Genomic DNA, 22,723 nt, shown 5'->3' with positions numbered 1-22,723 from the left:
TCTAATATTTTACTACTCCATCCTTCCATACTTCATTTCATCGCCATTCTTATCGTATTGTTTACGCTTGCCTGTTGGAGGAGCCGACAAGGTTACTTTGACTACAGCTGTACGATGAAGGCTTCTTTTAACTGCTTCCTCAAAAGCGTCCATGTGTTTTGGCAGAAAGCGTTGGCTAATTAATCTCAATGCCAAAATCTTTTCTTCATTATCAGTAACAACCTCAGCTTTTCCAAATGCAATAGCCGAACGGTACTGAAGAGTGAAAGTTCCATCTTTAGGACCAACCGTAGGTTGGCATTTTGTAACAGCAGAAAGACATACTTCTGGATTTACTGCTATAGCATCAAGTTTATCACCTTCTGGAGCACAATGAAAATACCAAATATCATCACCATTACTGGCCAAAGATAATGGTACTCCATATGCAGTACCGTCCGGTCTTGTAAAACTAACCGTTATATATGGAGCTTTGCGCATTATTTCCAATGCCCAGTTGCTGTCCATTTCCCTACTTACTTTTCTCATAAAGTTCTAAATATGCTTAAATATTTGCCTAATATTACAGGTAAGAACAACCTCTGTTCTATTACCTAGGTATAAAATATTCTATAACTATACGACAAAATTACCTTAGATGAAAAAAATACGATGTAATAAAAATGACACCATTGATATTTATTAGAGAAAATACCTGATGAAATAATCAATCCAATACATTTTCATTCTTAACTGTATGTTTTATTCAGCGAATATTTCAAATCTAAGAAGCTGTTTTGATTTCATTCGATAAATTTGTTAAGCATGATTTGGATGAATGCGATTTGTACCATGGCTTCCGCAGTTTCAGCGAGGAATTCATAATCGATGGTCAGCCTTCTGAAGTTTTCCAGCCATGAGAAAGAGCGTTCCACAATCCAGCGCTTAGGCAGAACTTGAAACTTGGTTGGACATTCGTCCGGCCTGAGCACGACATCCAATACCCATCCGAATTTCTTCTTGACCCAATCAGCCAACTTTCCCTTATAACCACCGTCTGCCAGGATTTTCACCAAGCGCGGGAATTTATAAGCAAGTTTCTCTATGACTTGCGGAGCGCCTTTGCTGTCATGCAGGTTGGCTTCATGGATTGCGACGGCTAACGGAAGACCAAGCGTATCGACAATTATGTGCTCTTTCCGCCCCTTGGTTTTCTTGTTCCCGTCTATACCGCGGTCAGAATCAACATGATGGGAAGTCTTCACACTTCTGGAATCCATGATGCCAAGGCTGGGGCTTTCCTGATGCCCTGCCTGTTTACGGATGAAAGCGTGCAAGGTATCCATCACCTCTTCAAACACGCCTTCAAGCTTCCATTTACGGAAATAGCAATAGACGGTTTGCCAAGGGGCGAAGTCAGAGGGAAGCATACGCCACTGGCAGCCGGTCTTGTTGATATAAAGGATTGCATTCATTATCTCTTTAAGCGAATGTTTTCGGTCCCTCGCTTGCGGCTCTAAAATATTTTTTATAACTTGCCACTGTTTTTCAGTCAGGTCGGTTGGATAGTGTGTCATAACTTTATAGTTTGGTACCTTTAAAGATATAACATTTTTCCAATTGGCCTGCTGATTTCAAATTTTAAGGAGACTGTAACATTATTCTTGAATCAATTCAAAACAGTTTCTAAACTTTTGAAAAGCATATAATATACATACATGAAACTTCATCTATGAATAAAACACTATGTTCACATAATCCTCAGTAATCTGATAATCAGATTGGATATTAGTCCGGATAAAGTTTCATAATGTCGGCAGAAAATACTAACTTTGTACATTTTCAAAAAGAATAAGATTATGGAGACAATTGAATTTAATGACTATTATAAAGATATATTATTCTCAATACCACTATTCCGTGATTTAAATACTATATTAAAAAAGAGACTCATTCAGGAACTTGATTTTAATTTATTCAAGATTCAAAATAATGAAATAATTGCAGAACAAGGAGAAGCCTGTTCCAGGCTATATATCTTATTAAAAGGAGAATTAGAGGTCAATATTATTGATGCAAATGGCAATGAGGTTCTAATCGAAAATATTGTGGCCCCACGTGCATTTGCAACTCCTCATTTGTTTAAAGAAGACAACAGATTCCCCGCAACATTTAAAACGATTGAAGAATCTATACTTCTGACAGCTACAAAGGATTCCACATTCCGTCTCATCAGTGAATGTCCTGATATTTTAAGAAGTTTTCTTTGTGTATCCGGAAAATGTAATATATGTACAACTGTACGTTTGGATGTTTTATCCAGAAAAACAATTAGAGAACGTATCCTAGTATATCTGTTTAAAAAGCAGGCTAAAGACTCTAATATCATTAAGATGCCTCATACTTTAACGCAGCTGGCTGAATATTTGAATGTTACAAGACCTGCATTATCAACTGAATTCAATAAAATGGAAAAGGAAGGATTAATAAAAAGAATACCTAATGGTAACATAGAATTAAACTTGGCTAAAATTAAAAGGCCCATATAATATCAAGATTAATTTCAATTATAATAGAAGACCTGACAAATAGCTCATTTACTTTTATTTCATGACTATTTGCCAGGTCTTCTATTTTCTACTTACAGTAAATTATATGTAATTTACTCAATTGAGCGTTCTGTTTAATATACATTTTATTATCGAAACTTGAATTCAGAATAATTACCACCAAAACTCATACAGGAATCGTCACTTACAAAAGATTTGTGGGTTTATATTCAGTGATATCCATCCCCAGTCTTGCCAGCTGTTATGGTTACCTCCTTTTACAATATCCATTGTTGAAGTCCCGAACATTACAGAATAGCCTAAAGACAAACTTACATCCTTCATTATCTTCCAGTCCAGCTGATAATCAATTGATAAATCCAAAACAGCTTCTTAATTTTTCTGATAAATTTGTTTTGCGGATATGAATCAATGTATGATTGAAAGGTTCAGTATCTGTTTCAGGCTGTCTTCCTTTTACGTTCTCCATATGGAAACCGTACGGTTTCCATATCGAAAACATACGGTTTCCATATCAAGAACGTACGGTTTTGATATGGAAACTATAAAAGGAAGCTATCTGGATTAATAACGCAACCCAATCAGATACTTCAATTATATGGCTTGGGGAATTTGATTATAAATGCCCATAACATTTTTCTTACCCTGGAGCGACAGGGAAACGACCTTTAAAAACGCCCTATAAAGACTGCTCCAACCATTAGAGAATGGCTGGAGTATCTTTTTTTACCCGCAACATCAATACCCGACGGGTCTGTCCCGTTACCCGGAAACGATTATCGGTACGTTCGTTTACCAGCCATACGATATCATCACCGGCACACACCACATATTGGTTTTCTTTATCGAACAAAGAGTACTTGCGGTCGCGCAAATAGTCGCGCACCTTCTTGAATCCACGCATACCAAAGGGAACGAACTTATCGCCCGCCTGCCATTTACGCAATACCAGCGGAGCCTTTACCTTCGAAGCATCCAGACAAGCCACATGCACATCTTTCGGCACTTGGAAGCCTGCATTCACCTCAACCGTTTCCTGCTGCAAAGTCCATACCACTTCTTCCGTTTCTTCCCGTTTTCTGACCAGCAGGCAATCACGGTCGCGCAGAACCACATAATCCGCCGAATAAAACAACCTGCCCGATTCTCCATCCAAGCTACGGTAAATATCATTCAGTTGCGCCGAATTGAATCCCAGCGGATGCAACAATTCAAACAAAACCGTCTGCGGAGACACTTCCCGCAGCACAGAACTGATATGAATGCGCCCTTCATCATCCTTTACCCGCTTGCAAGACTCTTCCATTGACGAACGATAGACCGCCTCTACATCAGCAAGCCTACGCGCGGTCCCGGCGATGGTCTCGCTTACCGACGGATTGATTTCTTTCAATAGCGGAAGCACATCGAGCCGTATTTTATTACGCATAAACACATCCTTTGCATTAGTACTGTCGGTCACATAGTCCTGCCCCAACTGCTTCAGATAGCACAAAATCTCCTCACGGCTCACCTCCAGAAGCGGACGCACCACCTTGCCGTTCTTTGCCGCAATGCCTTTCAATCCCTGTATGCCTGTTCCCCGAACCAGATTCAACAAGAAAGTCTCTACACTATCGTCACGATGATGAGCCACAGCGATTGCCTGCGCTTGCTCTTGCATACGGATTTGTTCGAACCAAGCATAGCGAAGCTCGCGTGCTGCCATCTCTACCGAGACATGATGCGCAGCGGCATATGCCTTCGTATCAAAATCAGCCACATGCAAAGGCACTTCCAGCCTTGCACACAAAGTCCGCACAAAAGCCTCATCCCGGTCCGATTCCGTCCCGCGCAAATGGAAATTACAATGGGCTGCCACACATCGTACACCCGATTCCACCAGCACACGCAACAAAGCTACCGAGTCGGCTCCCCCACTCAGTGCCACCACAACCGTATCACCTCCGGCAAACAAATCTTTCTCGCGGACAAATCGCAATATTTTCCTTTTAAACATAAAGCAAAGATAAGAAAAATACCTGACTATATGCAATGCCTCATGCACCTATGTGCAAAACCTCTTGCAGATAAGTGCTCCCAACACCCCATATACATACATTCTGAAGCGAAAACCGATGCAACTTCTTTACATTCTATTTAAAAACAATCTAAATAACTTGCATAGCAAAAATCTATCCTATATCTTTGCCGCAAAATAAACGGCAACTATGAGACTATCAGAACTTAAAACTGGAGAAAAAGGAGTCATCATCAAGGTAATGGGGCACGGAGGATTCCGCCGGCGCATCATCGAGATGGGCTTCATCAAGGGAAAGACGGTGGAAGTACTGCTGAACGCACCGCTGAAAGACCCTATCAAATACAAAATCATGGGATACGAGATTTCACTCCGCCGGCAAGAGGCAGAGATGATTGAAGTGATGAGCGAAGAAGAAGCACGTGCCTCCATGCACGAAGACCGGGTGCTCAACCCCATCGAAGAAGACATTCCCGTATCCGAAGAAAAGCTGAAGGAAATAGCACAGGGCAAACGGCGCACCATCAACGTGGCACTGGTGGGGAACCCCAACTGCGGCAAGACTTCACTTTTCAACATCGCTTCGGGAGCGCACGAACATGTAGGCAACTATAGCGGAGTAACGGTAGATGCCAAAGAAGGGCATTTCGATTTCCAAGGCTATCACTTCCGGCTGGTCGACCTGCCGGGCACCTATTCGCTCTCGGCATACAGTCCCGAAGAACTTTACGTGCGTAAGCACATCATCGATGAGACACCCGACGTCATTATCAACGTAGTGGATGCAGGCAACTTGGAGCGCAACCTCTATCTCACCACCCAACTCATCGACATGAATGTGCGCATGGTGGTGGCACTCAACATGTACGACGCACTGGAGCATAGCGGAAATACCCTCGACCATAAAACACTGGGGCAACTGTTAGGCGTACCTATGGTGCCCACCGTAAGCCGCACAGGAAAAGGCATCGATACACTTTTCCACGTCATCATCGGGCTATACGAAGGTGCCGACTTCATGGGGCAAAAAGATGAGATAAAGAATGAAGCCCTGCGCGAACTACGCCAATGGCACGACCAGTACGCGCCCGACCACAAGTTCGGAAGCAAGGAAGAAGAAGTACAAGAGTTTGACTCGAAAAGCTATATCCGCCACATCCACATCAACCACGGACCGGAACTGGAGCGCAGTATCGATGCCGTAAAGAAAGAAATCTGCAAGAACGAGAACATCCGTTACAAATACTCCACCCGCTTCCTGGCCATCAAGCTGCTGGAAAACGACAAGGATATCGAGCAGCACGTCATCTCTACCCTTCCCAACGGCACAGAAGTCATCCAGATACGCGACAGAGAAGCCGAACGCATCCGCCGGGCGATGAACGAAGACAGCGAACAAGCCATCACCGATGCCAAATACGGCTTTATCTCGGGCGCACTGAAAGAAACTTTCGTGGAGAAGAACCAGAACACCGAAGCATTCACCCGTGTGGTAGACAGCATCGTGACCCACAAGATATGGGGCTTCCCCATCTTCTTCCTTTTCCTTTACATCATGTTCGAGTGCACCTTCATCCTTGGTGCCTACCCGCAGGAGTGGATTGAATGGCTGGTAGCACAAATCGGTTCACTGGCCGAACATTACATGCCCGCAGGCCCGCTCAAGGATTTGGTCATCGATGGCATCATCGGAGGTGTGGGAGGCGTCATCGTATTCTTGCCCAACATCCTGCTGCTCTACATCTTCATCTCGTTCATGGAAGATACGGGTTACATGGCACGCGCGGCATTCATCATGGATAAAATCATGCACAAAATGGGATTGCACGGCAAGTCGTTCATCCCCCTCATCATGGGCTTCGGATGCAATGTACCGGCTATCATGGCTTCGCGCATCATCGAAAGCCGCAAGGCACGCCTGGTCACCATGCTCATCAACCCGCTGATGTCGTGCAGCGCCCGCCTGCCCATCTATCTGGTATTGATAGGAGCCTTCTTCCCCAGCCACGCCAGCCTGGTATTGCTCTCGCTCTACGTAGCCGGCATCCTGCTCGCCGTGCTCATGGCACGCATCTTCAGCAAGTTCATCGTAAAAGGCGAAGATGCTCCTTTCGTCATGGAACTTCCACCCTACCGTATGCCTACGGCAAAATCGGTGGCACGCCACACCTGGGAAAAAGGCGCGCAATACCTCAAGAAGATGGGAGGGATCATCATGATAGCGTCCATCATCATCTGGTTCCTCGGATATTATCCCAACCACGACCGGTATGAAACTACCGCCGAACAGCAGGAGAACTCCTACATCGGCCAGATAGGCAAAGCCATCGAGCCCGTTATCGAACCGTTAGGATTCGACTGGAAGATGGGCATCGGCATCTTGTCGGGCGTAGGAGCCAAAGAGCTGGTGGTCAGTACGCTGGGCGTACTCTATACCAACGAAGAAGACATCGAGAATGTCAATCTCTCCGAACGCATCCCCATCACGCCCTTAGTGGCATACGGCTATATGCTCTTCGTACTGATATACTTCCCCTGCATCGCCACCATAGCGGCTATCAAGAACGAGTCGGGAAGCTGGAAGTGGGCAGCTTTTGCGGCTTGCTATACCACCGTACTTGCCTGGATAGTGGCGTTTGCGGTGCATCAGATAGGGAAATTATTTATTTAATTGACTAGTTGACATCGGTTTTAATTAGATAAATACATGCTATTAAAGACCTAGTACCTGGTCAACTAGTGCCTAGTTCCTAAAAATAAAACTCATGGACACACAAACTATCCTTGTTTATATCATCGTGCTGCTCTGCGTTATTTACGCAGGGCGGCACTTCCTGAAGTTCTTCAAGAAGAAGAAACCGGGACAAACCGATTGCGGGTGCGGATGCGGATGTGCCGGATGCCAGAAAGGGAAACACAAGAAACCTTGAAAGCATTGCCCGATTAACCAATATTCACTATCCGCCAATAGGGAGCTTCCGGTTTCTTTCCGTCATACAGATGAAACCAATTAAAGAAGCCAAAGTTATGAAAAAGTTATTCTTTTTATTGTTAGTAATCTTTTCCACCTCCGCCTTCGCGCAGAAGGTGGAACACGGAGTGTTAGTCGGCGGAGGTATCGGATTCCCCATGCAGGACAGCAAGCAACTTATTCCGCCTACCAACGAATTACGCTACGACCATAACCTGAAAGGAAACGGGATGATAGGATACCGCTTACGCTTCCTGCCTCAGCGGAAACACTTCTTCGACCTCGACCTTACCATCGGATTCCAAGGTATGAGCACACAAAAATACGTGCCGTTCCTTTCTAAACAAGACGGCACTTACACCGGCAATGAAGGAGATGAGTTCAGCGAGTTCGTCATGCCCGTATCCATAGCTGCCAGCTGGAACTACCGCATCACCGGGAAGTTCTTCTTCGGGCTGGGTATGGCTCCTACCCTCTATGTACGCCCGCAAGCCGTATTCGACCTGCCCGTCTTGACTAAAGTGGGCTATCGCATAGGAAAGCATTGCGAGCTTGCCCTCTCCTACCAATACGGATGCCTCGACGTGCTGAAGCATTTCAACAAAGGAGCGGCAAACGGACGCAAAGGGCATCTGTCCGACCTCATGCTCTCCGTGTACGTTCCTTTCTGAGCAAACAGAAACAAATAGATGCGAACAACAGACATAAATTGAAAAGTAATCTGCGAAATCTGCGTCAATCTGCGTTTCAACTAACGAACGCAGAGGCGCAGAAGCAGATATTTTTTTAACTGAAACGACATACATATTTCAACGGATTTTGCTTAATTTTGTCATGAAACCCAAAAAGCATGAAAACAAAAGCCCGATATATGTACCGCTTTCTTGTATACGCAATTACCTTTATTTTCTTTTTGACCGGACTTTTCTCCTGTCAAGAAAAAGCTAGTATAGCTACCTACCAATTAACACAAGCCCACAAACTGTTGTACACCCATCCAGAACAAGCATACTTGCTACTGGACAGTATAGAATATCCCGAAAATCTGAATGCACAACAAAATGCCCGATGGTGCATGATGATGGGGCAAATAGCCGACACACTTCATACCGACCTCCCTTATAGTCACCAATTAGAACGAGCGGTACATTACTATCAACATAAAGGAAGTGCAAATGAACAGGCACGCATCTTGCTTTATTTAGGCAGGGCATATGTAGAAGATGGGAACTATGAAGATGCCATGCATACTTATTTAAAAGCACAGGATATAGCTCTAAAAATAAAAGACTTTAATCTTGCTGGTTATATTAACAGTTATATGGGAGATATGTACGAATTCAAAGCTATGTACCCTAAAGCAAAGGATAAATATTTGCAAGCCGCCGATTTCTTTAAATTTGCCAAGAATCAGCGCAGCCAAGCTTTCGCTTTACGCGATGCCGGACGGCAGGCTGCATTCTCTGACTCACTCAATATAGGGTTACATTATATGCAAGAAGCCGAAAAATTAATACGGCCTATAGGAAACCTCTCTGATATTGGAAGTATCATAAATGGCATAGGCAATATTTTCCAAATGAAAGGTGAATATGCTAAAGCTAAAAATTGTTTCAAACAAACGATAAAAGAGAATTACCCCTATTGCCTACCTGATTTTTTAGCCCTAAGCCATATATACATCCAAGAAAATCAATTGGACAGCGCACGTTTATGCCTCCAAGCGGCAGAACAGCTTAACAACAATACAAAATTAACGAACCTAAATGAAGACATTCCCATTGGAATGCTTCAAGCTCGTGCGCTAATAGAAGAGAAAAAGCATAATTACAAACAAGCATTAACATATCTAAAGGAATATATAGAATTATCAGATTCAATCATGTTCCTCAGGAGCCAAAATGAAGTCATCACAGCAGAAAAGAAATACAACCAAAGCAAATTGTCTGCCGAAAACAAACGGCTAAAACTAATAAAACACCGATATTTCACCGGGGGCATACTTCTCCTACTTTTTGCTTCATTAATGACTATTATCTACCAATTACGATTAAACAAGAAAAACAAAAAAATCAACCACCAGGAATTGGAACTTCAAAACAAGAATGCAAAATTAAATATGCTGGCAAAGGATTTGGCTCTCAATAAAGCCGAATTACAAAATCTATCCTTAAAAATAGCTGAACAACAACGGCTCAATATAGACAATGTTTTACTGGAGACCCAATATGTCGAGAAACAACAAGAAACAAAAAACTTAAACCTGCAAATCCAGCAACAACGGTTACAATTATTTCAAGAAGCCAACATTACAAAAAGACTGTACAGATTATCTGAAAAAATAGTTGCCGGTAAACAAAAACCACTATTGGGGAACAAAGATTGGGCAGCCATTGAAACACTCATACGTTCAATCTATCCGCCTATCTACGAATTCTTACAAAATAATAACTTGACCGATAAAGAACAACAATGTGCCTACTTGTCTGTATTTGGATTCGACACTAATAGAGAAGCTGTACTTTTAGGTGTACAAGTAGATTCTGTCAACAAATATCGCTCAAGAGTACGCCAAAAATTACAACTGACCGGACAAAAAATCAACATACACGACTTTTTGCATAGTTTATTAGACTAAAACACTTATTTTCAATAAAATACAGAAAGTTCCATCCTATAATTTGTCCCATACTCTGTCCTATCAATAAAAAGATAACTTCCTATAAATCAACATCTCTTTGTCCCGTTTCTAAAAGCTATTCTTCTTGAAAAATTTTCTTGTCCTACATAACTTTGCACCATTAAAATAACCATAAAACAAAAAACGACATGAAGAAAAAGCAAAAAGTACAACTGATTTTATTAATAGGGATAACTTTACTGACTGCAATTCCTATTCAAAGCAGAAAATGCCATTGGAGAGACACATGGCATACAAATAGCAAAATGCAAACTATATCATTAGATGCCAATCAGCTTATAGAAGGTGACCTTGATGAAATCACCCAAGTTTTGTCTCTTAAATTTTTGCAAGATATAGGTTCTGTATGCCTTACCATTACAAATCAAGAAGGTGAAATTACATACAAAGAAACCATTCAAACTGGGTCAACCCCTTTGTACGTAATTTCCTTAAAACATCTGAATATAGAAAAAGGAATAGTCTCCATTACAGATGGTAAAAACACCATTTACAGTTTTATTGAATTACAATAATGTGAGTGAGTAAAGGCAAGCCCCTTCCTTTTCCCCGCTAAAAGAAACCGGAAGTGCCTGCCCCAACCACCTAAAAAGAAAGGAGGTGAGTGCGAAGATAGAAAGAAAAGAAACCAAAAACAAACAACAATACACTTTAATAGTAAAAAGTCATGTATAATAACTAATTCAAAACCACAATTACATTATGAAAAAACTTTTTTTTACAACCATGCTTTCTTTAGCATTTGTTGCTTGTCAAAATGAAGACATAGTAACCGACAATACGACCGATTCAGACAATAATCAAACTGAAATCCAACTTGTATCAATCAATGGAGGAGAAATCATACCAATAGAAAATAATAGCAGAGCAACAAAAGCCGATAGTACAAATTATGCTTTAAAATTCGCTTCTCTTTCCATTTATCAGGAAACATTGAAAGAACTGGAGTCAATGACTGAAAAAGAAAGAATCGCATTTGCACAACGGTTCGGAATATTTTCCCTGCAAGCCATAGCTCAAAAAGCTGATGCCGAACTTGATGCTATCGGAGAAGAAGCAGCCAATGAAAGCGACTTCACAAAAAAATATGAAGAATACAAAAAGAAATATGAAGGCATTTTAATCGCTAATGAATATGATACAGAAGACCTGTCTCTCTATGTTCCTGATGGAGACAATATGGCTACCTACTTGGTTAATGCTTCTCAAAATATTGTCATCGGAAATAAAGTGAAAACCTTGTCATTCACCCAAGATATGAGCCGCTCTGACAAAGCTGTATTTACCCCACATGTTTCACCACTATCAACAAGTGATGTCAATGGTTTTCAGCGAATATTAAATGGTTCTAAGAAAACAACTTGTTCTGTATTCTTTGATACCCCTTCACTTTTCGTAACTGTAAGCATTGGAATTCAGAAAAAAATGTGGTACGGATGGAAAAGAGACAATAATCGAGATATTTATTATGAAATTGAGTTAACACCTTTTGTCTACAACTTTTGGGGACTATACGGCAATCAAATCAACATAAGCAAACCAGATTTATACTTATTCCAACAAACAGGAAAAATTGATTATAAAACAGGATATTATTATGTTTCATCAAATAAAAAGCCATTAACAGGAAACATTTGGGTTTGGCATGATATTTTGTTACAAGGAGCATCACAAAAGACATACAACAGCGTAGTATGCAACTCTCTCGTACAAAAAATGACATTACCGACATGCAATCATAACGATGAATATTCTTGCAGTATTTCATACAATCCATATCAATAACAAAAGAAAATTTATGAATTTCCAGTCTATTACTTTGTAGTAGCAATAATCGAATAAGGCTTAAGGGTTATGACCTGTCAAATACCTTATGCCTTATTCTATATAAACTATAAAATTATGAACGTAAAATTATCCATTATACTCATACTGTTTCTTCTAAATATCCTGCCAATAGCAGCCCAACAAGTAAAGTTTGGCGTGGAAGCCGGAGCAAACCTGTCACACTATCTGGCAAGTCAAAAGCATACGGCAGAACAAACAGGAGGAATGAAAGCCGGGTTCCAAGTAGGGGCAACCGTCGACTATGAGTTCAAAAAACATTGGACACTTTCAACCGGACTGACACTTTTACAGAACCGGAGCACCATGAAATTCTCGCCTTACATGGTGACACATTTTCCTAAGACAGACACTAAAATAAACAACCTGATCCTGCCCCTCAAAATAGGTTATAACTTCCACATTACCGAGCGTTTCTGCCTGATGCCGTCTATCGGCCTTTATGCAGCATACGGCTTCAGCGCAGGAAGTTCCTCGCTGGAAATTGTACAGCCCGATGGAGAAGGTGCACGCACGGAAACACACCAATGGAATCCGATGAAAGGATATTCGTACCCCATCGAAGGAAGCCCGAACAATGCACATGCCCTTCTCACTCCTTTCCGCCACTGGGAATATGGAGGAACTGCCGGACTGAAAGCAATCATAGCCGAACATTACACCGTCAGTTTCAATTACATGGTAGGCATCAAACAGGTGCACGACCTGTTAGGATTGCGGAACTCTAATTTCCAACTGAATATCGGATACCGGTTTTAAACGGCATACCTTTTTGATGCGATAATGCCCAAGCGCAATCTGCACGCTCTCCACAGAAGAAACAGATTGCGCTGGCTTCGTATTTCAAAAAGACAACGATTCAAACATGCCTTTTGATGAACACAAGTGAGTTCGCCGTTTAACGATGCACATGAGTACAATAAAGAGCATTTCTTGAAAAGACAGATAGAAAACTGATGGAAAACATGAAGAAAAATGAAAAATTTCGGTGGAAAGTATTGCAGATTCAAAAAATAGTCATACCTTTGCAACGCATTTGAGAAACACAAGTGTAACAACCAATGGTTCCTTGGATGAGTGGCTTAGTCAGCGGTCTGCAAAACCGTGCACGGCGGTTCGAATCCGCCAGGAACCTCAAAGCATGAAGGTCGGCTGAATGTTCAGCCGGCCTTTTTTCGTTAACCGTAAAAGAAATAAAACCTAACCCTAAAAAACTATCGAGCATGAAAACATTCGTATGCGCCGTATGCCTGCTTCTTGCCGCCTGCTGCACCCTTTCCACTCATGCGCAAACACGCTATTCGCAACGCATGGCGGAATCACAAGGCAAACAATGGACACACGGCAAATCGTGGGACTACGTGAACGGGCTGGTAGCCAAGTCGCTCCTGAACCTTTGCGAGCAATACCAATATGCCGACTGGACTGCCAACTATTACCAATGGGCTAAAGAATATGCTGATAACGCCATCAATCCCGACGGCACCTTCAAGAACTTCAAGAAAGGAAACATTGACAACATCAATTCGGGCAAGGTGCTCTTCGCCCTTTACCGCCACGAAAAAGCCTTGGACGAGCAGAACGGCACGCACAATGCCGACCGCTACAAAAAGGCTGCCGACTGGCTACGCAATTACCTGGTGAACGACTATTCGCGTATCCAGACAGGCGATGCCAAAGGTTGTTTCTTCCACAAAGATATCTATCCGGGACAGATGTGGCTGGACGGCCTCTATATGGGAGCCGCCTTCTATGCCGAATGGCAAGCCAACTTCGACCCCAACAATACAAAGGCATGGACCGACATTGCGCACCAGTTCAAGACCATCGCCCGTCATACCTACGATGCCGGCAAGCAATTGTATTATCACGCATGGTCTGCCAATCCCGAAGACGCCAACTCGTTCTGGGCAAACAAGACTGAACCGCATAAAGGATGTTCAAAAGAGTTTTGGGGACGGGGCATGGGCTGGTATTTCGCCGCACTGGTCGACGTACTGGAAGTGATGCCCCAGTCGCACCCCGACTGCAATGAGCTGAAGACCATCGTAAATACCGTAGCCAAGGGGCTGGCACGCTGGCAAGACCGAGAGAGCGGCGTATGGTACCAATTGCTGCAATACGACGACTCGTTCGTAAGCCGATGCGGCATCGCCAATTACCTGGAGTCCTCGGCTTCGAGCATGTTTACCTACGCTTATCTGAAAGGCATCCGCCTCGGCATCCTGCCCGAAAGCTATAAGGACGTAGCCGAAAAGGCATACCAAGGATTGCTGAAAACCTTTGTCACCACCAACGAAAACGGCACCATCAACCTGAACCAAAGTTGCCGTTCGGCAGGATTGGGTCCGGCAAAAGATCCCTCGCGCGACGGTACACCCGACTATTACCTGTGCGGTAAAGACGTAACCATCGTAAACAATGAAGGCAAAGCCATCGGCCCTTTCATCATGGCTTGCCTGGAATACGAATTAGTGAAATAAGTTTATCATTTTTCACCACAGAGGACACAGAGCCTTTTAAATTTTTATGAATTCCGCAAAATGCCCATAGTATAAGAGGAAGTTAAAAGAAGTTATACCTTCGGCAGGAGTTAAAAGCCAATAGTCTTGCTATGGCTTCCATGAACTAATGTATTGGCTTCTAACTCCTTTTAACTCCTTGTTGGGAAAATACGGATATTCAATTATATTTTCCTGTGTGGTACCCTGTATCCTGTGGTGAACTTTTTATTTCCCAAAAAATCTTACACGGAGAGCAAATTCTTGGGAATATCCATTAGCCTACCGATAAAAATGCGTATTTTTGCCCGTTCAAACAATTCAAGAGACAAAAAGATGAAATTCATTCATATTCTTTGCGTAGCGGCTGCGTTGTGGATAGGTAATCCCGTACTGAACGCACAGACCGCGGGCGATGCGGGATTTTTCCTGCATACCGTGGCACAGGGGCAAAGCTTATATTCTATTTCACGGATGTACAATGTGCCGGTAAGTGATATCGTGCGTCTGAATCCCGGGAGCGACCAGAAAATCCGCACGGGCGAAACGTTGAAAATCCCGCAAGCATCTGCTGCCAAGCAGGGACCGCAGTATCATACCATTCAGCGGGGGGAAACCCTGTATCAGCTGACTGTGAAATATGGGGTGACTGCGCAAGCCATTTGTGCTGCAAATCCTGGTCTGAGTGCCAGCAATTTCCGTGTGGGGCAGGTTATCGTGGTTCCGGTTCCTGATGAAAAGACAGAGGCACAACCTTCTTCTACTCTTGCAAAACAGGGTTCGGAACAGGCGAAAGACGAATGGAAGACAATGCACAAGGTGCAACGCCGTGAAACCATATTCAGTATCTGCCGCCAGTATGGCATCAGTGAAGAAGAATTGCTGGCGGCGAACCCTGAGCTGAAGAAAGGTAAGCTGAAACGGGGAACCTTTCTTTTTATCCCTTATCCAGAGGCGGAACGCCAGGCTATGGCAGAGGTGATAGAGGCGGCAAAACAGGCTGCTGCCGAGCCTACCAACGAGGAGCTGTTCAGGCAAAATGCTGCTGAAAAGAAGCCTATTAATACGATTAAAGTGGCACTGGTGCTCCCTTTTTCGAAAGAGAACGGTGCACAGCGCGAGCCACAGACACGTATTGTGGAGTTTTACGAAGGTTTTCTGATGGCGGCAGACAGCCTGAAACGTCAGGGAGTGTCGATGGATATCTATGCCTACGATACCAAGGAGACTAAGGCAGGTGCCGAAAAAATTCTGGCAGACAGCCGGATGAAAGAGATGGATTTGATTGTGGGGCCGGTAAATGCCGCTTCGATTGCTCCCTTGACGGATTTTGCCCGGCAGAACAATATCCGGTTGGTGGTGCCGTTTGCTCCTAAGGTAGACCAGGTGTTCAACAATCCTTTGCTTTACCAGGTGAATACGCCACAATCGTATCTGTACTCGGAGGTATACGAACATTTTCTCCGTAAGTTCGGGCGGAGTAATGTGGTGTTCCTTGATGATGGTACGCCCGACCCTGAAAAAGCCGATTTCATTAAGGGAATGAAGGCGGAACTGAAGGATAACGGTGTGCGTTTTACCCAGATACGCCTGGAGGGGGAAATTGACCCTGCCCGGGTTATCAGTGCGATGGACACGCTGCAACAGAACATTTTCGTACCGCTTTCGGCACGCAGTACAGCGTTGACAAAACTGGTTCCTCATCTTACGCTGGTGCGCAAGGAACATCCGCATTTCGACATGCACCTCTTCGGTTATCCTGAATGGCAGACCTACACGCAGGATTTCCTTGCCAACTTTTACGAACTGGACACGTATTTTTATTCGTCGTTTTATACCAACAACCTGTTTCCAGCCGCCGTGGACTTCACACATGCCTACCGGCACTGGTATAGCAAGGATATGGCGAATATCTATCCCAAATACGGCATGCTGGGGTTTGACATCGGTTATTATTTCCTGAAAGGGCTTTCGCAGTATGGCAACAAATTGGAAGACAATCTGGACCGTATGAAGGTGGTACCGATACAGACCGGATTCAAGTTTGAGCGGGTCAATAACTGGGGCGGATTCATCAACCGCAAGATATTCTTCGTACATTTCTCGCAAAATTACGAACTGGTCAAACTTGATTTTGAATAAGTAAGTATGCAAAATGAAATGATATTATCAGAAACACAGATTTTCGCGGATTAACGCAGATTACTTTAATTTACGATTTGACAATTTACTATTTGAGCATTAAATCGTACTTCGTAAATCGAAAAATAGTAAATCAAAAGAATCCGCGAAAATCTGCGTTAATCTGCGTTTCTGAGCTGACACATTATATAAACTATTTGAATATCCGCAAACATCCCATGTAGGGGCAATTAGGTGGAATGCGGATATTAAAATAAACTAATTCTCAACATCTACTTATGATGAAAAGACTTTACATACTTATCATTACCGGACTATGCCTGCTGGGGGCATCTCCCGCCCAGGCGCAACTGCAAGACCAGCGGAGCAACCTCTCCATAGGCGTAAACGGCGGCGTCAATTTCAGCTCTATCAGTATCACGCCCAGTTTCAAGCAAGGCAAACAGGTAGGGCCGGCATTTGGACTGACCGTGCGTTATATCGGCGAAAAATATTTCAAGATGATATGCGGTATACAGGGAGAAGTGAATTTCTCGCAACGCGGATGGAAGGAAGTGATAGAAGATGGGACAGGCGATACATATCACCGCTCGATGAGCTACATCGAAATCCCCCTGCTCGCCCACCTGGCTTTCGGTAAGGACAAGGGGAACGGCGTGCGTTTCGTGCTCAACCTGGGACCGCAAGTGGGATACCTGATAGGGGAAAAAGAAACGATGAGCGACCCTTGGGACCCTTCGGGACGCACTCCCAACGAGCAATACGGCAAGATGGCAGACCGGAAGTTCGATTATGGCATTGTAGGCGGGGGCGGCATGGAGGTACGTACGGGTATCGGTCATTTTGTGCTGGAAGCCCGTTATTACTTCGGCTTGTCGGATTTTTACAACAATTCAAAGAAGGACCCGTTTTCGCGCTCGGCACATTCGTACATCGGTGCCCGGCTGACTTATCTGTTTGACTTAAAGAAATAAGGGAATCAGGTATTAGGGACTAGTTGACTAGGTACTAGGTAACTAGATTTTAGATACCATTAGTAAAACTATTCAGAACCTGGTCAACTAGTACCTGATACCTGGTCAACTAGTAAAAAACAAAAATATATGAAACTCATCTCTTGGAACGTAAACGGACTGCGGGCGTGCTGCGACAAAGGCTTCCGCGACGCATTCACCCGGCTAAATGCCGATTTCTTCTGCCTGCAGGAGACCAAAATGCAGTCAGGGCAGCTCGACCTGGCTTTCGACGGCTATACCTCGTATTGGAACTATGCCGAGAAGAAAGGCTATTCGGGCACCGCCATCTTTACCCGCCACCAGCCCCTGAACGTAAGCTACGGCATGGGCATCGACGAACACGACCGTGAAGGACGTGTCATCACCTTGGAAATGGAGAACTTCTATTTAGTAACGGTCTATACCCCCAACTCGCAGGACGGACTGAAGCGCCTGGACTACCGGATGACGTGGGAGGATGCCTTCCGCCGGTACCTCTTGGAACTTGACGCAAAGAAGCCCGTGCTGGTATGCGGCGACCTGAACGTGGCGCACAAGGAAATAGACCTGAAGAATCCGAAGACCAACCGCATGAACGCAGGCTTCACCGACCAGGAACGCGAGAAGTTCCAGACCCTGCTGGACGCGGGATTCATCGATACGTTCCGCTATTTCTATCCCGAACAGGAAGGAATTTACTCGTGGTGGTCGTACCGCTTCCGGGCACGCGAGAAGAACGCGGGGTGGCGCATCGATTACTTCCTCGCCTCGGCACGGCTCGCCGGCAAGCTGGAGAGCGCAGCCATCCATACCGAAATATTCGGTTCCGACCATTGCCCGGTAGAGGTGTGCGTAAGGATATGAAAAACGACGGCTTTACCTTCCGCAAGCGGATGAAGAGTTTCCGCTATGCATTCCGCGGGATATACCTGCTCGTCCGCTACGAACACAATGCGTGGATACATTGTGCCATCACGGCATGCGTGCTGGCGGCAGGCTTTCTTGCCGGATTATCGCGCATGGAATGGGTCGCCATCGTCCTGTGCATCGGCATGGTATTTGCCGCCGAAGCCGTCAATTCTTCGATAGAAGCGCTTGCCGACCGCGTGTCGGAGGAATACGACGAGGCCATCAAGCGCACCAAAGACCTTGCCGCCGGAGCGGTATTGATTCTTGCCATGGCTTCGGCAACAATCGGGCTTTTGATATTTATCCCCAAACTATAAACCGACAAATGAAAAAGAACCTTTTGACACTGCTCGCCTTGCTCATGCTGGCGTTGCCCGTGTCCGCCCAAGAACTGGAAGTGACAGGCTCGCGCAAGGCGGTACGCACTTCGGGAGACATCGGAGCGGTATTGCTTCCCGTTGCGGGACTGACCGCCGTATTGGTCCGGCAAGACTGGCAGGGATTGAAGCAAGGGGCATTTTCCGCCCTCGCCACGGCAGGCATCACGTATGCCCTGAAATATAGCGTCAAGAAAGACCGCCCCGACCATAGCGACCGCCACTCATTCCCCTCGATGCACACCGCCACCTCGTTTGCCTCGGCGGCATTCATCCAAAGGCGGTACGGCTGGAAATGGGGGCTTCCGGCATACGTGCTCTCCGCCTACGTGGGCTGGAGCCGGATATACGGCAAGAAGCATGACGGATGGGACGTACTTGCCGGAGCCGCCATCGGCGCCGGATGCTCGTACATCTTCACCCGCCCGTTTGCCCAAAAGCACCAGCTGGCAATCAATCCCGTAGCCGGCGACGGATGTATGGGGATTTATGCTTCGATGAGGTTTTAAGACAGAGCCCCCTCAACTCCCCCCCGAGGGGAGCTTTTGAATAATAGCTAAGCTCCTCCACGAGGGAAATTGAGGGGGCCTGAAAGACTCTCTTAATTCAACTTAACGATTTAGCATCTTATTTTGTCCACCAGCGTGAATCACCGGCTTCGCCATCGCCCTCAAAATGCAAATCCGGATTGAAATGGAAATCACCGTTGTCCGGATCTACAAACAATTCGGTTGCCGTATAGCTCAATACACGCGCATCGGTAAATTCACGACTATCAATCTGCAAATCGGACGTACGGTAACAACCGGCATAACTCAGCCAATTGTAATTGCTATTTCCTGCATTCGTCTTGCTTCCGCCATTCGGGCCCGAGAAAATGGAACTGGTTACCCTAATTGACTTTGGCTGCTTGTCAAGACGGAAAAACTTAGGAATTCCCGTATTCGCATCATTATAGAACGTGTTCTGTGTATATTCGAATTTCTCTACTTCTACACGCAAGTCGATAATCTGGTCGGTAATATTCCAAAGGGTATTATTACGGATAGCAATCGACTGGAGCGATTTAGCTTTACCTATATTCAATAATCCGTAACCGCTCAACGCCACATTATGAATCAAGCAACCACTGATTGTAATACTTTCCACTTCTGCATCTCCTGAATTCAGGCGGACAATGCTACGAGGCACATCACTGATGTTGCATCCTTCGAACGTAATGTTCTTGAAGAAGTTCGCATCACCTATTTCAACCAAGAATTGCGCGCTTCCGTCGCTGACAATATCCACGTATTGCACATAGACATTATTCAGCGGAGCCTGGAACGTAAACTTACCCATCGACAACTTCGGCATCTGCCCGTTCACCATATTACCGGCAATGTACAGATTGGCAATGCCTTCCGGTACAATCAGTTCTCCGGCTGTATAGGCCGCATCGCCACTGAACGATAGCGTTACATCACCCGTCTGCCCGGCCAACAACGCATTGATGTCATCCCCAGCCTTTACTTCAATCGGTGCCGCCGTAGCCGAACCTAATGTACGGAAATCGTATGTCCCCCGCAGCACCTCATCTGCCGTATTGTTCCAAATCTGGGCAATGTAATTAGTTCCGCTCTTCAGCCCTTCCAATGTAAGCTGTCCTTGCATATCGGATGTCAATGCAATCGGCTCCACCCAAATGGTATCCAGAACCGCCGGAGTCGTTTCCGTCTCAGGCTGCGTTTCCACTTCTTCGCCGTACTTAATGGTAGTAGCTTCTTTTGTCGCATCCCAATTCAATACCGCAGAATTAGTGCCCGGAATCACATTGGTAAAGATTTGCTCGTTCGGCGTATCAAAACAAAGGGCGATATATCCCGACTCACGGCCTGTTTTCTCATCAACTCCTTTCATCCGAATCGAGTAACGGGACGTCCCGTCCAAATTCTGAAACCAAACACGATACTCTGTAGAAACCACCAACGGCGATTCGCTGTAAGGGGTCAACGTATCCGCCAACACTTCATCAGTGCGCACAATGTTATTAAACAACAGGCTATCGCCCTTGCTAAACTCAAACACATACTTCGTCGCATCCTGTACACCTTTGAAGCTGACTTGCACTGAAGTAGGAAGCTCTTCTACCGTTTCAAACTGCGTAGGACGGAACGGGCGGTCATGGGCTGCGTCATATCCCCAGTCATTGGCTTCTTCACAAGCGGCCATTCCCCCGATGAATAGCCCTGCCAATAAATATAATTCAGTCTTTTTCATACAACTCGTTTTTTCAATTATCAATACCCATAAGAATTAGACAAGTAACCATCAGACTTATAGATGTCTTCGTAATAAATCGGGTAAAGATGCCGATAATTACACTCATTATTACCTAATTGGTGAATATTCTGATTCATCCAAGTTTGAATTTCATTTCCCCAACGCAAAGTACCGATTAAATTGCTATAATCATACGAAGCGCGCAATCCGGAAGCACATGCCAAAACCTTTCCCGAATTCTTAATCAGCGTTTCAGCGTCATCGGCCGTCTGCGGCAGGGCAAACGCATCTAAATTTTGCATAAAGATTAAACATTGCTATCTTTGAAAGCAAAAAACGATGACAAGTCCTTTACCATTCTTTTCAGAGTTGACCGATCCTCGTGTTGACCGTACTAAAGCCCATATGTTGGAAGATATCCTGTTCATAGCCATAGCGTCCGTAATCTGCGGGGCGGAAAGCTGGAATGACATGGAGAATTTTGGCAAAGCCAAGGAAGGATGGCTCCGCACCTTTCTCCGCTTGCCTGAAGGCATCCCCTCTCATGACACGTTCAACCGCGTGTTCTCCGCCCTCAATCCCGAAGAGTTGGAATCCTCTTTCCTGTCGTGGACCCGTTCCGTTGCAGAACTGACAGACAATGAAGTGGTCAGCATTGACGGGAAAAGCATGCGCGGCACTCGTGAGCACGGCTCCAAAAGCATCGTCCACATGGTCAGCGCATGGGCCTCGGCGAATCATATCGTGCTCGGGCAGTTGAAGGTGGACGAGAAAAGCAACGAGATAACCGCCATTCCCAAGCTGTTGGATTTGCTTGTCGTCAAGGGATGCATCGTGACCATTGACGCAATGGGCTGTCAGAAAGACATCGTGTCCGCAATCGTTGAAAAGGAGGCGAACTACCTGATTGCCGTAAAAGGGAATCAAGGCAGCCTTCAAGAGCAGGTGAAGGACAGCTTCCGTTTTCTGCCCGCCGTGTCCGTTTCAGAAGATACCGACTGCGGCCATGGGCGGGTTGAGACAAGACGATGTTCCGTCATCAGCGACTTGTCACTGATAGAACACAGGGAAGAATGGAAAAACCTGCGCTCCTTGATAAAGATAGAGACGGAACGTTACGACAAATGCCGACAGGCGACATTGAAGGAGACCAGACTGTATATTAGCAGTCTTGAGGCGGATGCGGACCTGATAAACAGGTCTGTCCGTTCCCATTGGGGAGTCGAGAACTCCCTTCATTGGGTGTTGGATGTCGCTTTCAATGAGGACCATAGCAGGAAGAGGGCTGGAAACGCAGCGCAAAACTTTTCGTTGATTAATAGAATCGCATTGAATCTGCTTAAGAACGAGAAGTCTGCCAAAGTCGGAGTCAGGGGAAAAAGGCTCAAAGCCGGATGGGACAATGATTATTTGCTGAAAATATTGACAGATTAGATGCGTTTGCCCTGCCG

At 45.0% G+C, this 22,723-nt stretch carries 21 protein-coding genes and 1 tRNA gene; 16 read left to right on the top strand and 6 right to left on the bottom strand.

Annotated features, from left to right (window positions below; translation table 11 throughout):
* Nucleotides 1-12: 12 nt before the first annotated feature.
* Together B5G04_RS05930 and B5G04_RS05925 are read right to left on the bottom strand one after the other, a co-directional pair.
* The gene (locus tag B5G04_RS05930) at nucleotides 13-528 is read right to left on the bottom strand and encodes a pyridoxamine 5'-phosphate oxidase family protein (RefSeq protein WP_072530488.1); all 516 of its coding nucleotides are present in this window, start codon (nucleotides 526-528) and stop codon (nucleotides 13-15) included.
* Nucleotides 529-782: 254 nt separating this feature from the next.
* Nucleotides 783-1,556 carry an IS5 family transposase gene (locus B5G04_RS05925; protein ID WP_087396255.1) on the bottom strand — a complete coding sequence of 258 codons (774 nt, stop codon included), beginning with the start codon at nucleotides 1,554-1,556 and terminating at the stop codon, nucleotides 783-785.
* A 282-nt stretch (nucleotides 1,557-1,838) separates the two neighbouring features.
* On the opposite strand from B5G04_RS05925, the gene B5G04_RS05920 reads away from it, so the two are divergent.
* Nucleotides 1,839-2,528: a Crp/Fnr family transcriptional regulator gene (locus tag B5G04_RS05920; RefSeq protein ID WP_072532061.1), complete on the top strand. Its 690-nt coding sequence runs from the start codon at nucleotides 1,839-1,841 to the stop codon at nucleotides 2,526-2,528.
* Between the two features lie 201 nt (nucleotides 2,529-2,729).
* Here B5G04_RS05920 and B5G04_RS05915 read toward each other — a convergent pair whose 3' ends face one another.
* Nucleotides 2,730-2,912 carry a hypothetical protein gene (locus tag B5G04_RS05915; protein WP_087248935.1) on the bottom strand — a complete coding sequence of 61 codons (183 nt, stop codon included), beginning with the start codon at nucleotides 2,910-2,912 and terminating at the stop codon, nucleotides 2,730-2,732.
* Between the two features lie 337 nt (nucleotides 2,913-3,249).
* A complete protein-coding gene (gene tilS, locus B5G04_RS05910; RefSeq protein WP_087248933.1) occupies nucleotides 3,250-4,548 on the bottom strand; it encodes a tRNA lysidine(34) synthetase TilS in 1,299 nt (432 codons plus the stop codon).
* 211 nt (nucleotides 4,549-4,759) lie between these two features.
* Between tilS and feoB the strand changes: the two genes are divergently transcribed.
* The 14 genes from feoB to B5G04_RS05840 all read left to right on the top strand — a co-directional run bounded on the left by feoB (nucleotide 4,760) and on the right by B5G04_RS05840 (nucleotide 19,519).
* Nucleotides 4,760-7,240: a ferrous iron transport protein B gene (feoB, locus tag B5G04_RS05905; protein ID WP_087248931.1), complete on the top strand. Its 2,481-nt coding sequence runs from the start codon at nucleotides 4,760-4,762 to the stop codon at nucleotides 7,238-7,240.
* Between the two features lie 94 nt (nucleotides 7,241-7,334).
* On the top strand, nucleotides 7,335-7,499 hold the full coding sequence (locus tag B5G04_RS05900) for a FeoB-associated Cys-rich membrane protein (protein ID WP_022039495.1): 165 nt from the start codon (nucleotides 7,335-7,337) through the stop codon (nucleotides 7,497-7,499).
* 97 nt (nucleotides 7,500-7,596) lie between these two features.
* Nucleotides 7,597-8,211, top strand: coding sequence for a hypothetical protein (locus tag B5G04_RS05895; RefSeq protein ID WP_087396253.1), 615 nt, complete (start codon nucleotides 7,597-7,599; stop codon nucleotides 8,209-8,211).
* Between the two features lie 179 nt (nucleotides 8,212-8,390).
* A complete protein-coding gene (locus B5G04_RS05890) occupies nucleotides 8,391-10,178 on the top strand; it encodes a hypothetical protein (RefSeq protein WP_087248927.1) in 1,788 nt (595 codons plus the stop codon).
* Between the two features lie 191 nt (nucleotides 10,179-10,369).
* Entirely contained in the window at nucleotides 10,370-10,756 is a 387-nt protein-coding gene (locus B5G04_RS05885; protein ID WP_087248925.1) for a hypothetical protein, read from the top strand.
* Nucleotides 10,757-10,943: 187 nt separating this feature from the next.
* Nucleotides 10,944-12,026, top strand: coding sequence for a DUF4848 domain-containing protein (locus B5G04_RS05880; protein ID WP_087396252.1), 1,083 nt, complete (start codon nucleotides 10,944-10,946; stop codon nucleotides 12,024-12,026).
* Nucleotides 12,027-12,143: 117 nt separating this feature from the next.
* Nucleotides 12,144-12,845 carry an outer membrane beta-barrel protein gene (locus tag B5G04_RS05875; protein ID WP_087396334.1) on the top strand — a complete coding sequence of 234 codons (702 nt, stop codon included), beginning with the start codon at nucleotides 12,144-12,146 and terminating at the stop codon, nucleotides 12,843-12,845.
* Between the two features lie 304 nt (nucleotides 12,846-13,149).
* A tRNA-Cys gene (locus B5G04_RS05870) sits at nucleotides 13,150-13,221 on the top strand.
* A gap of 88 nt (nucleotides 13,222-13,309) precedes the next feature.
* Complete coding sequence (locus B5G04_RS05865; RefSeq protein WP_087248921.1) at nucleotides 13,310-14,569, top strand: glycoside hydrolase family 88 protein; 1,260 nt, start codon at nucleotides 13,310-13,312, stop codon at nucleotides 14,567-14,569.
* 354 nt (nucleotides 14,570-14,923) lie between these two features.
* Nucleotides 14,924-16,729 (top strand): LysM peptidoglycan-binding domain-containing protein, encoded by a 1,806-nt coding sequence (locus tag B5G04_RS05860; RefSeq protein WP_022039502.1) that lies wholly within the window; start codon nucleotides 14,924-14,926, stop codon nucleotides 16,727-16,729.
* A gap of 281 nt (nucleotides 16,730-17,010) precedes the next feature.
* Entirely contained in the window at nucleotides 17,011-17,703 is a 693-nt protein-coding gene (locus B5G04_RS05855) for a porin family protein (protein ID WP_162612717.1), read from the top strand.
* Nucleotides 17,704-17,832: 129 nt separating this feature from the next.
* Nucleotides 17,833-18,588, top strand: a complete 756-nt coding sequence (locus B5G04_RS05850; RefSeq protein ID WP_087396250.1) for an exodeoxyribonuclease III — start codon at nucleotides 17,833-17,835, stop codon at nucleotides 18,586-18,588.
* On the top strand, nucleotides 18,585-18,950 hold the full coding sequence (locus B5G04_RS05845; RefSeq protein ID WP_087396248.1) for a diacylglycerol kinase family protein: 366 nt from the start codon (nucleotides 18,585-18,587) through the stop codon (nucleotides 18,948-18,950). Before B5G04_RS05850 ends, B5G04_RS05845 begins: the two co-directional genes overlap by 4 nt.
* An 8-nt stretch (nucleotides 18,951-18,958) precedes the next feature.
* The gene (locus B5G04_RS05840) at nucleotides 18,959-19,519 is read left to right on the top strand and encodes a phosphatase PAP2 family protein (protein ID WP_087396247.1); all 561 of its coding nucleotides are present in this window, start codon (nucleotides 18,959-18,961) and stop codon (nucleotides 19,517-19,519) included.
* A 118-nt stretch (nucleotides 19,520-19,637) separates the two neighbouring features.
* On the opposite strand, the gene B5G04_RS05835 is transcribed toward B5G04_RS05840, so the two are convergent.
* On the bottom strand, nucleotides 19,638-21,269 hold the full coding sequence (locus B5G04_RS05835) for a DUF5123 domain-containing protein (protein WP_087396245.1): 1,632 nt from the start codon (nucleotides 21,267-21,269) through the stop codon (nucleotides 19,638-19,640).
* A 20-nt stretch (nucleotides 21,270-21,289) separates the two neighbouring features.
* A complete protein-coding gene (locus tag B5G04_RS05830; protein ID WP_087396243.1) occupies nucleotides 21,290-21,574 on the bottom strand; it encodes a hypothetical protein in 285 nt (94 codons plus the stop codon).
* 37 nt (nucleotides 21,575-21,611) lie between these two features.
* On the opposite strand from B5G04_RS05830, the gene B5G04_RS05825 reads away from it, so the two are divergent.
* Complete coding sequence (locus B5G04_RS05825; protein ID WP_087396241.1) at nucleotides 21,612-22,706, top strand: ISAs1 family transposase; 1,095 nt, start codon at nucleotides 21,612-21,614, stop codon at nucleotides 22,704-22,706.
* The last annotated feature ends 17 nt before the right edge of the window (nucleotides 22,707-22,723 follow it).

Origin of the sequence: Bacteroides sp. An51A, assembly GCF_002161565.1 — a bacterium.
GTDB classification, from domain to species: domain Bacteria; phylum Bacteroidota; class Bacteroidia; order Bacteroidales; family Bacteroidaceae; genus Phocaeicola; species Phocaeicola intestinalis.
This window is presented reverse-complemented; position numbering and strand designations above follow the sequence as displayed.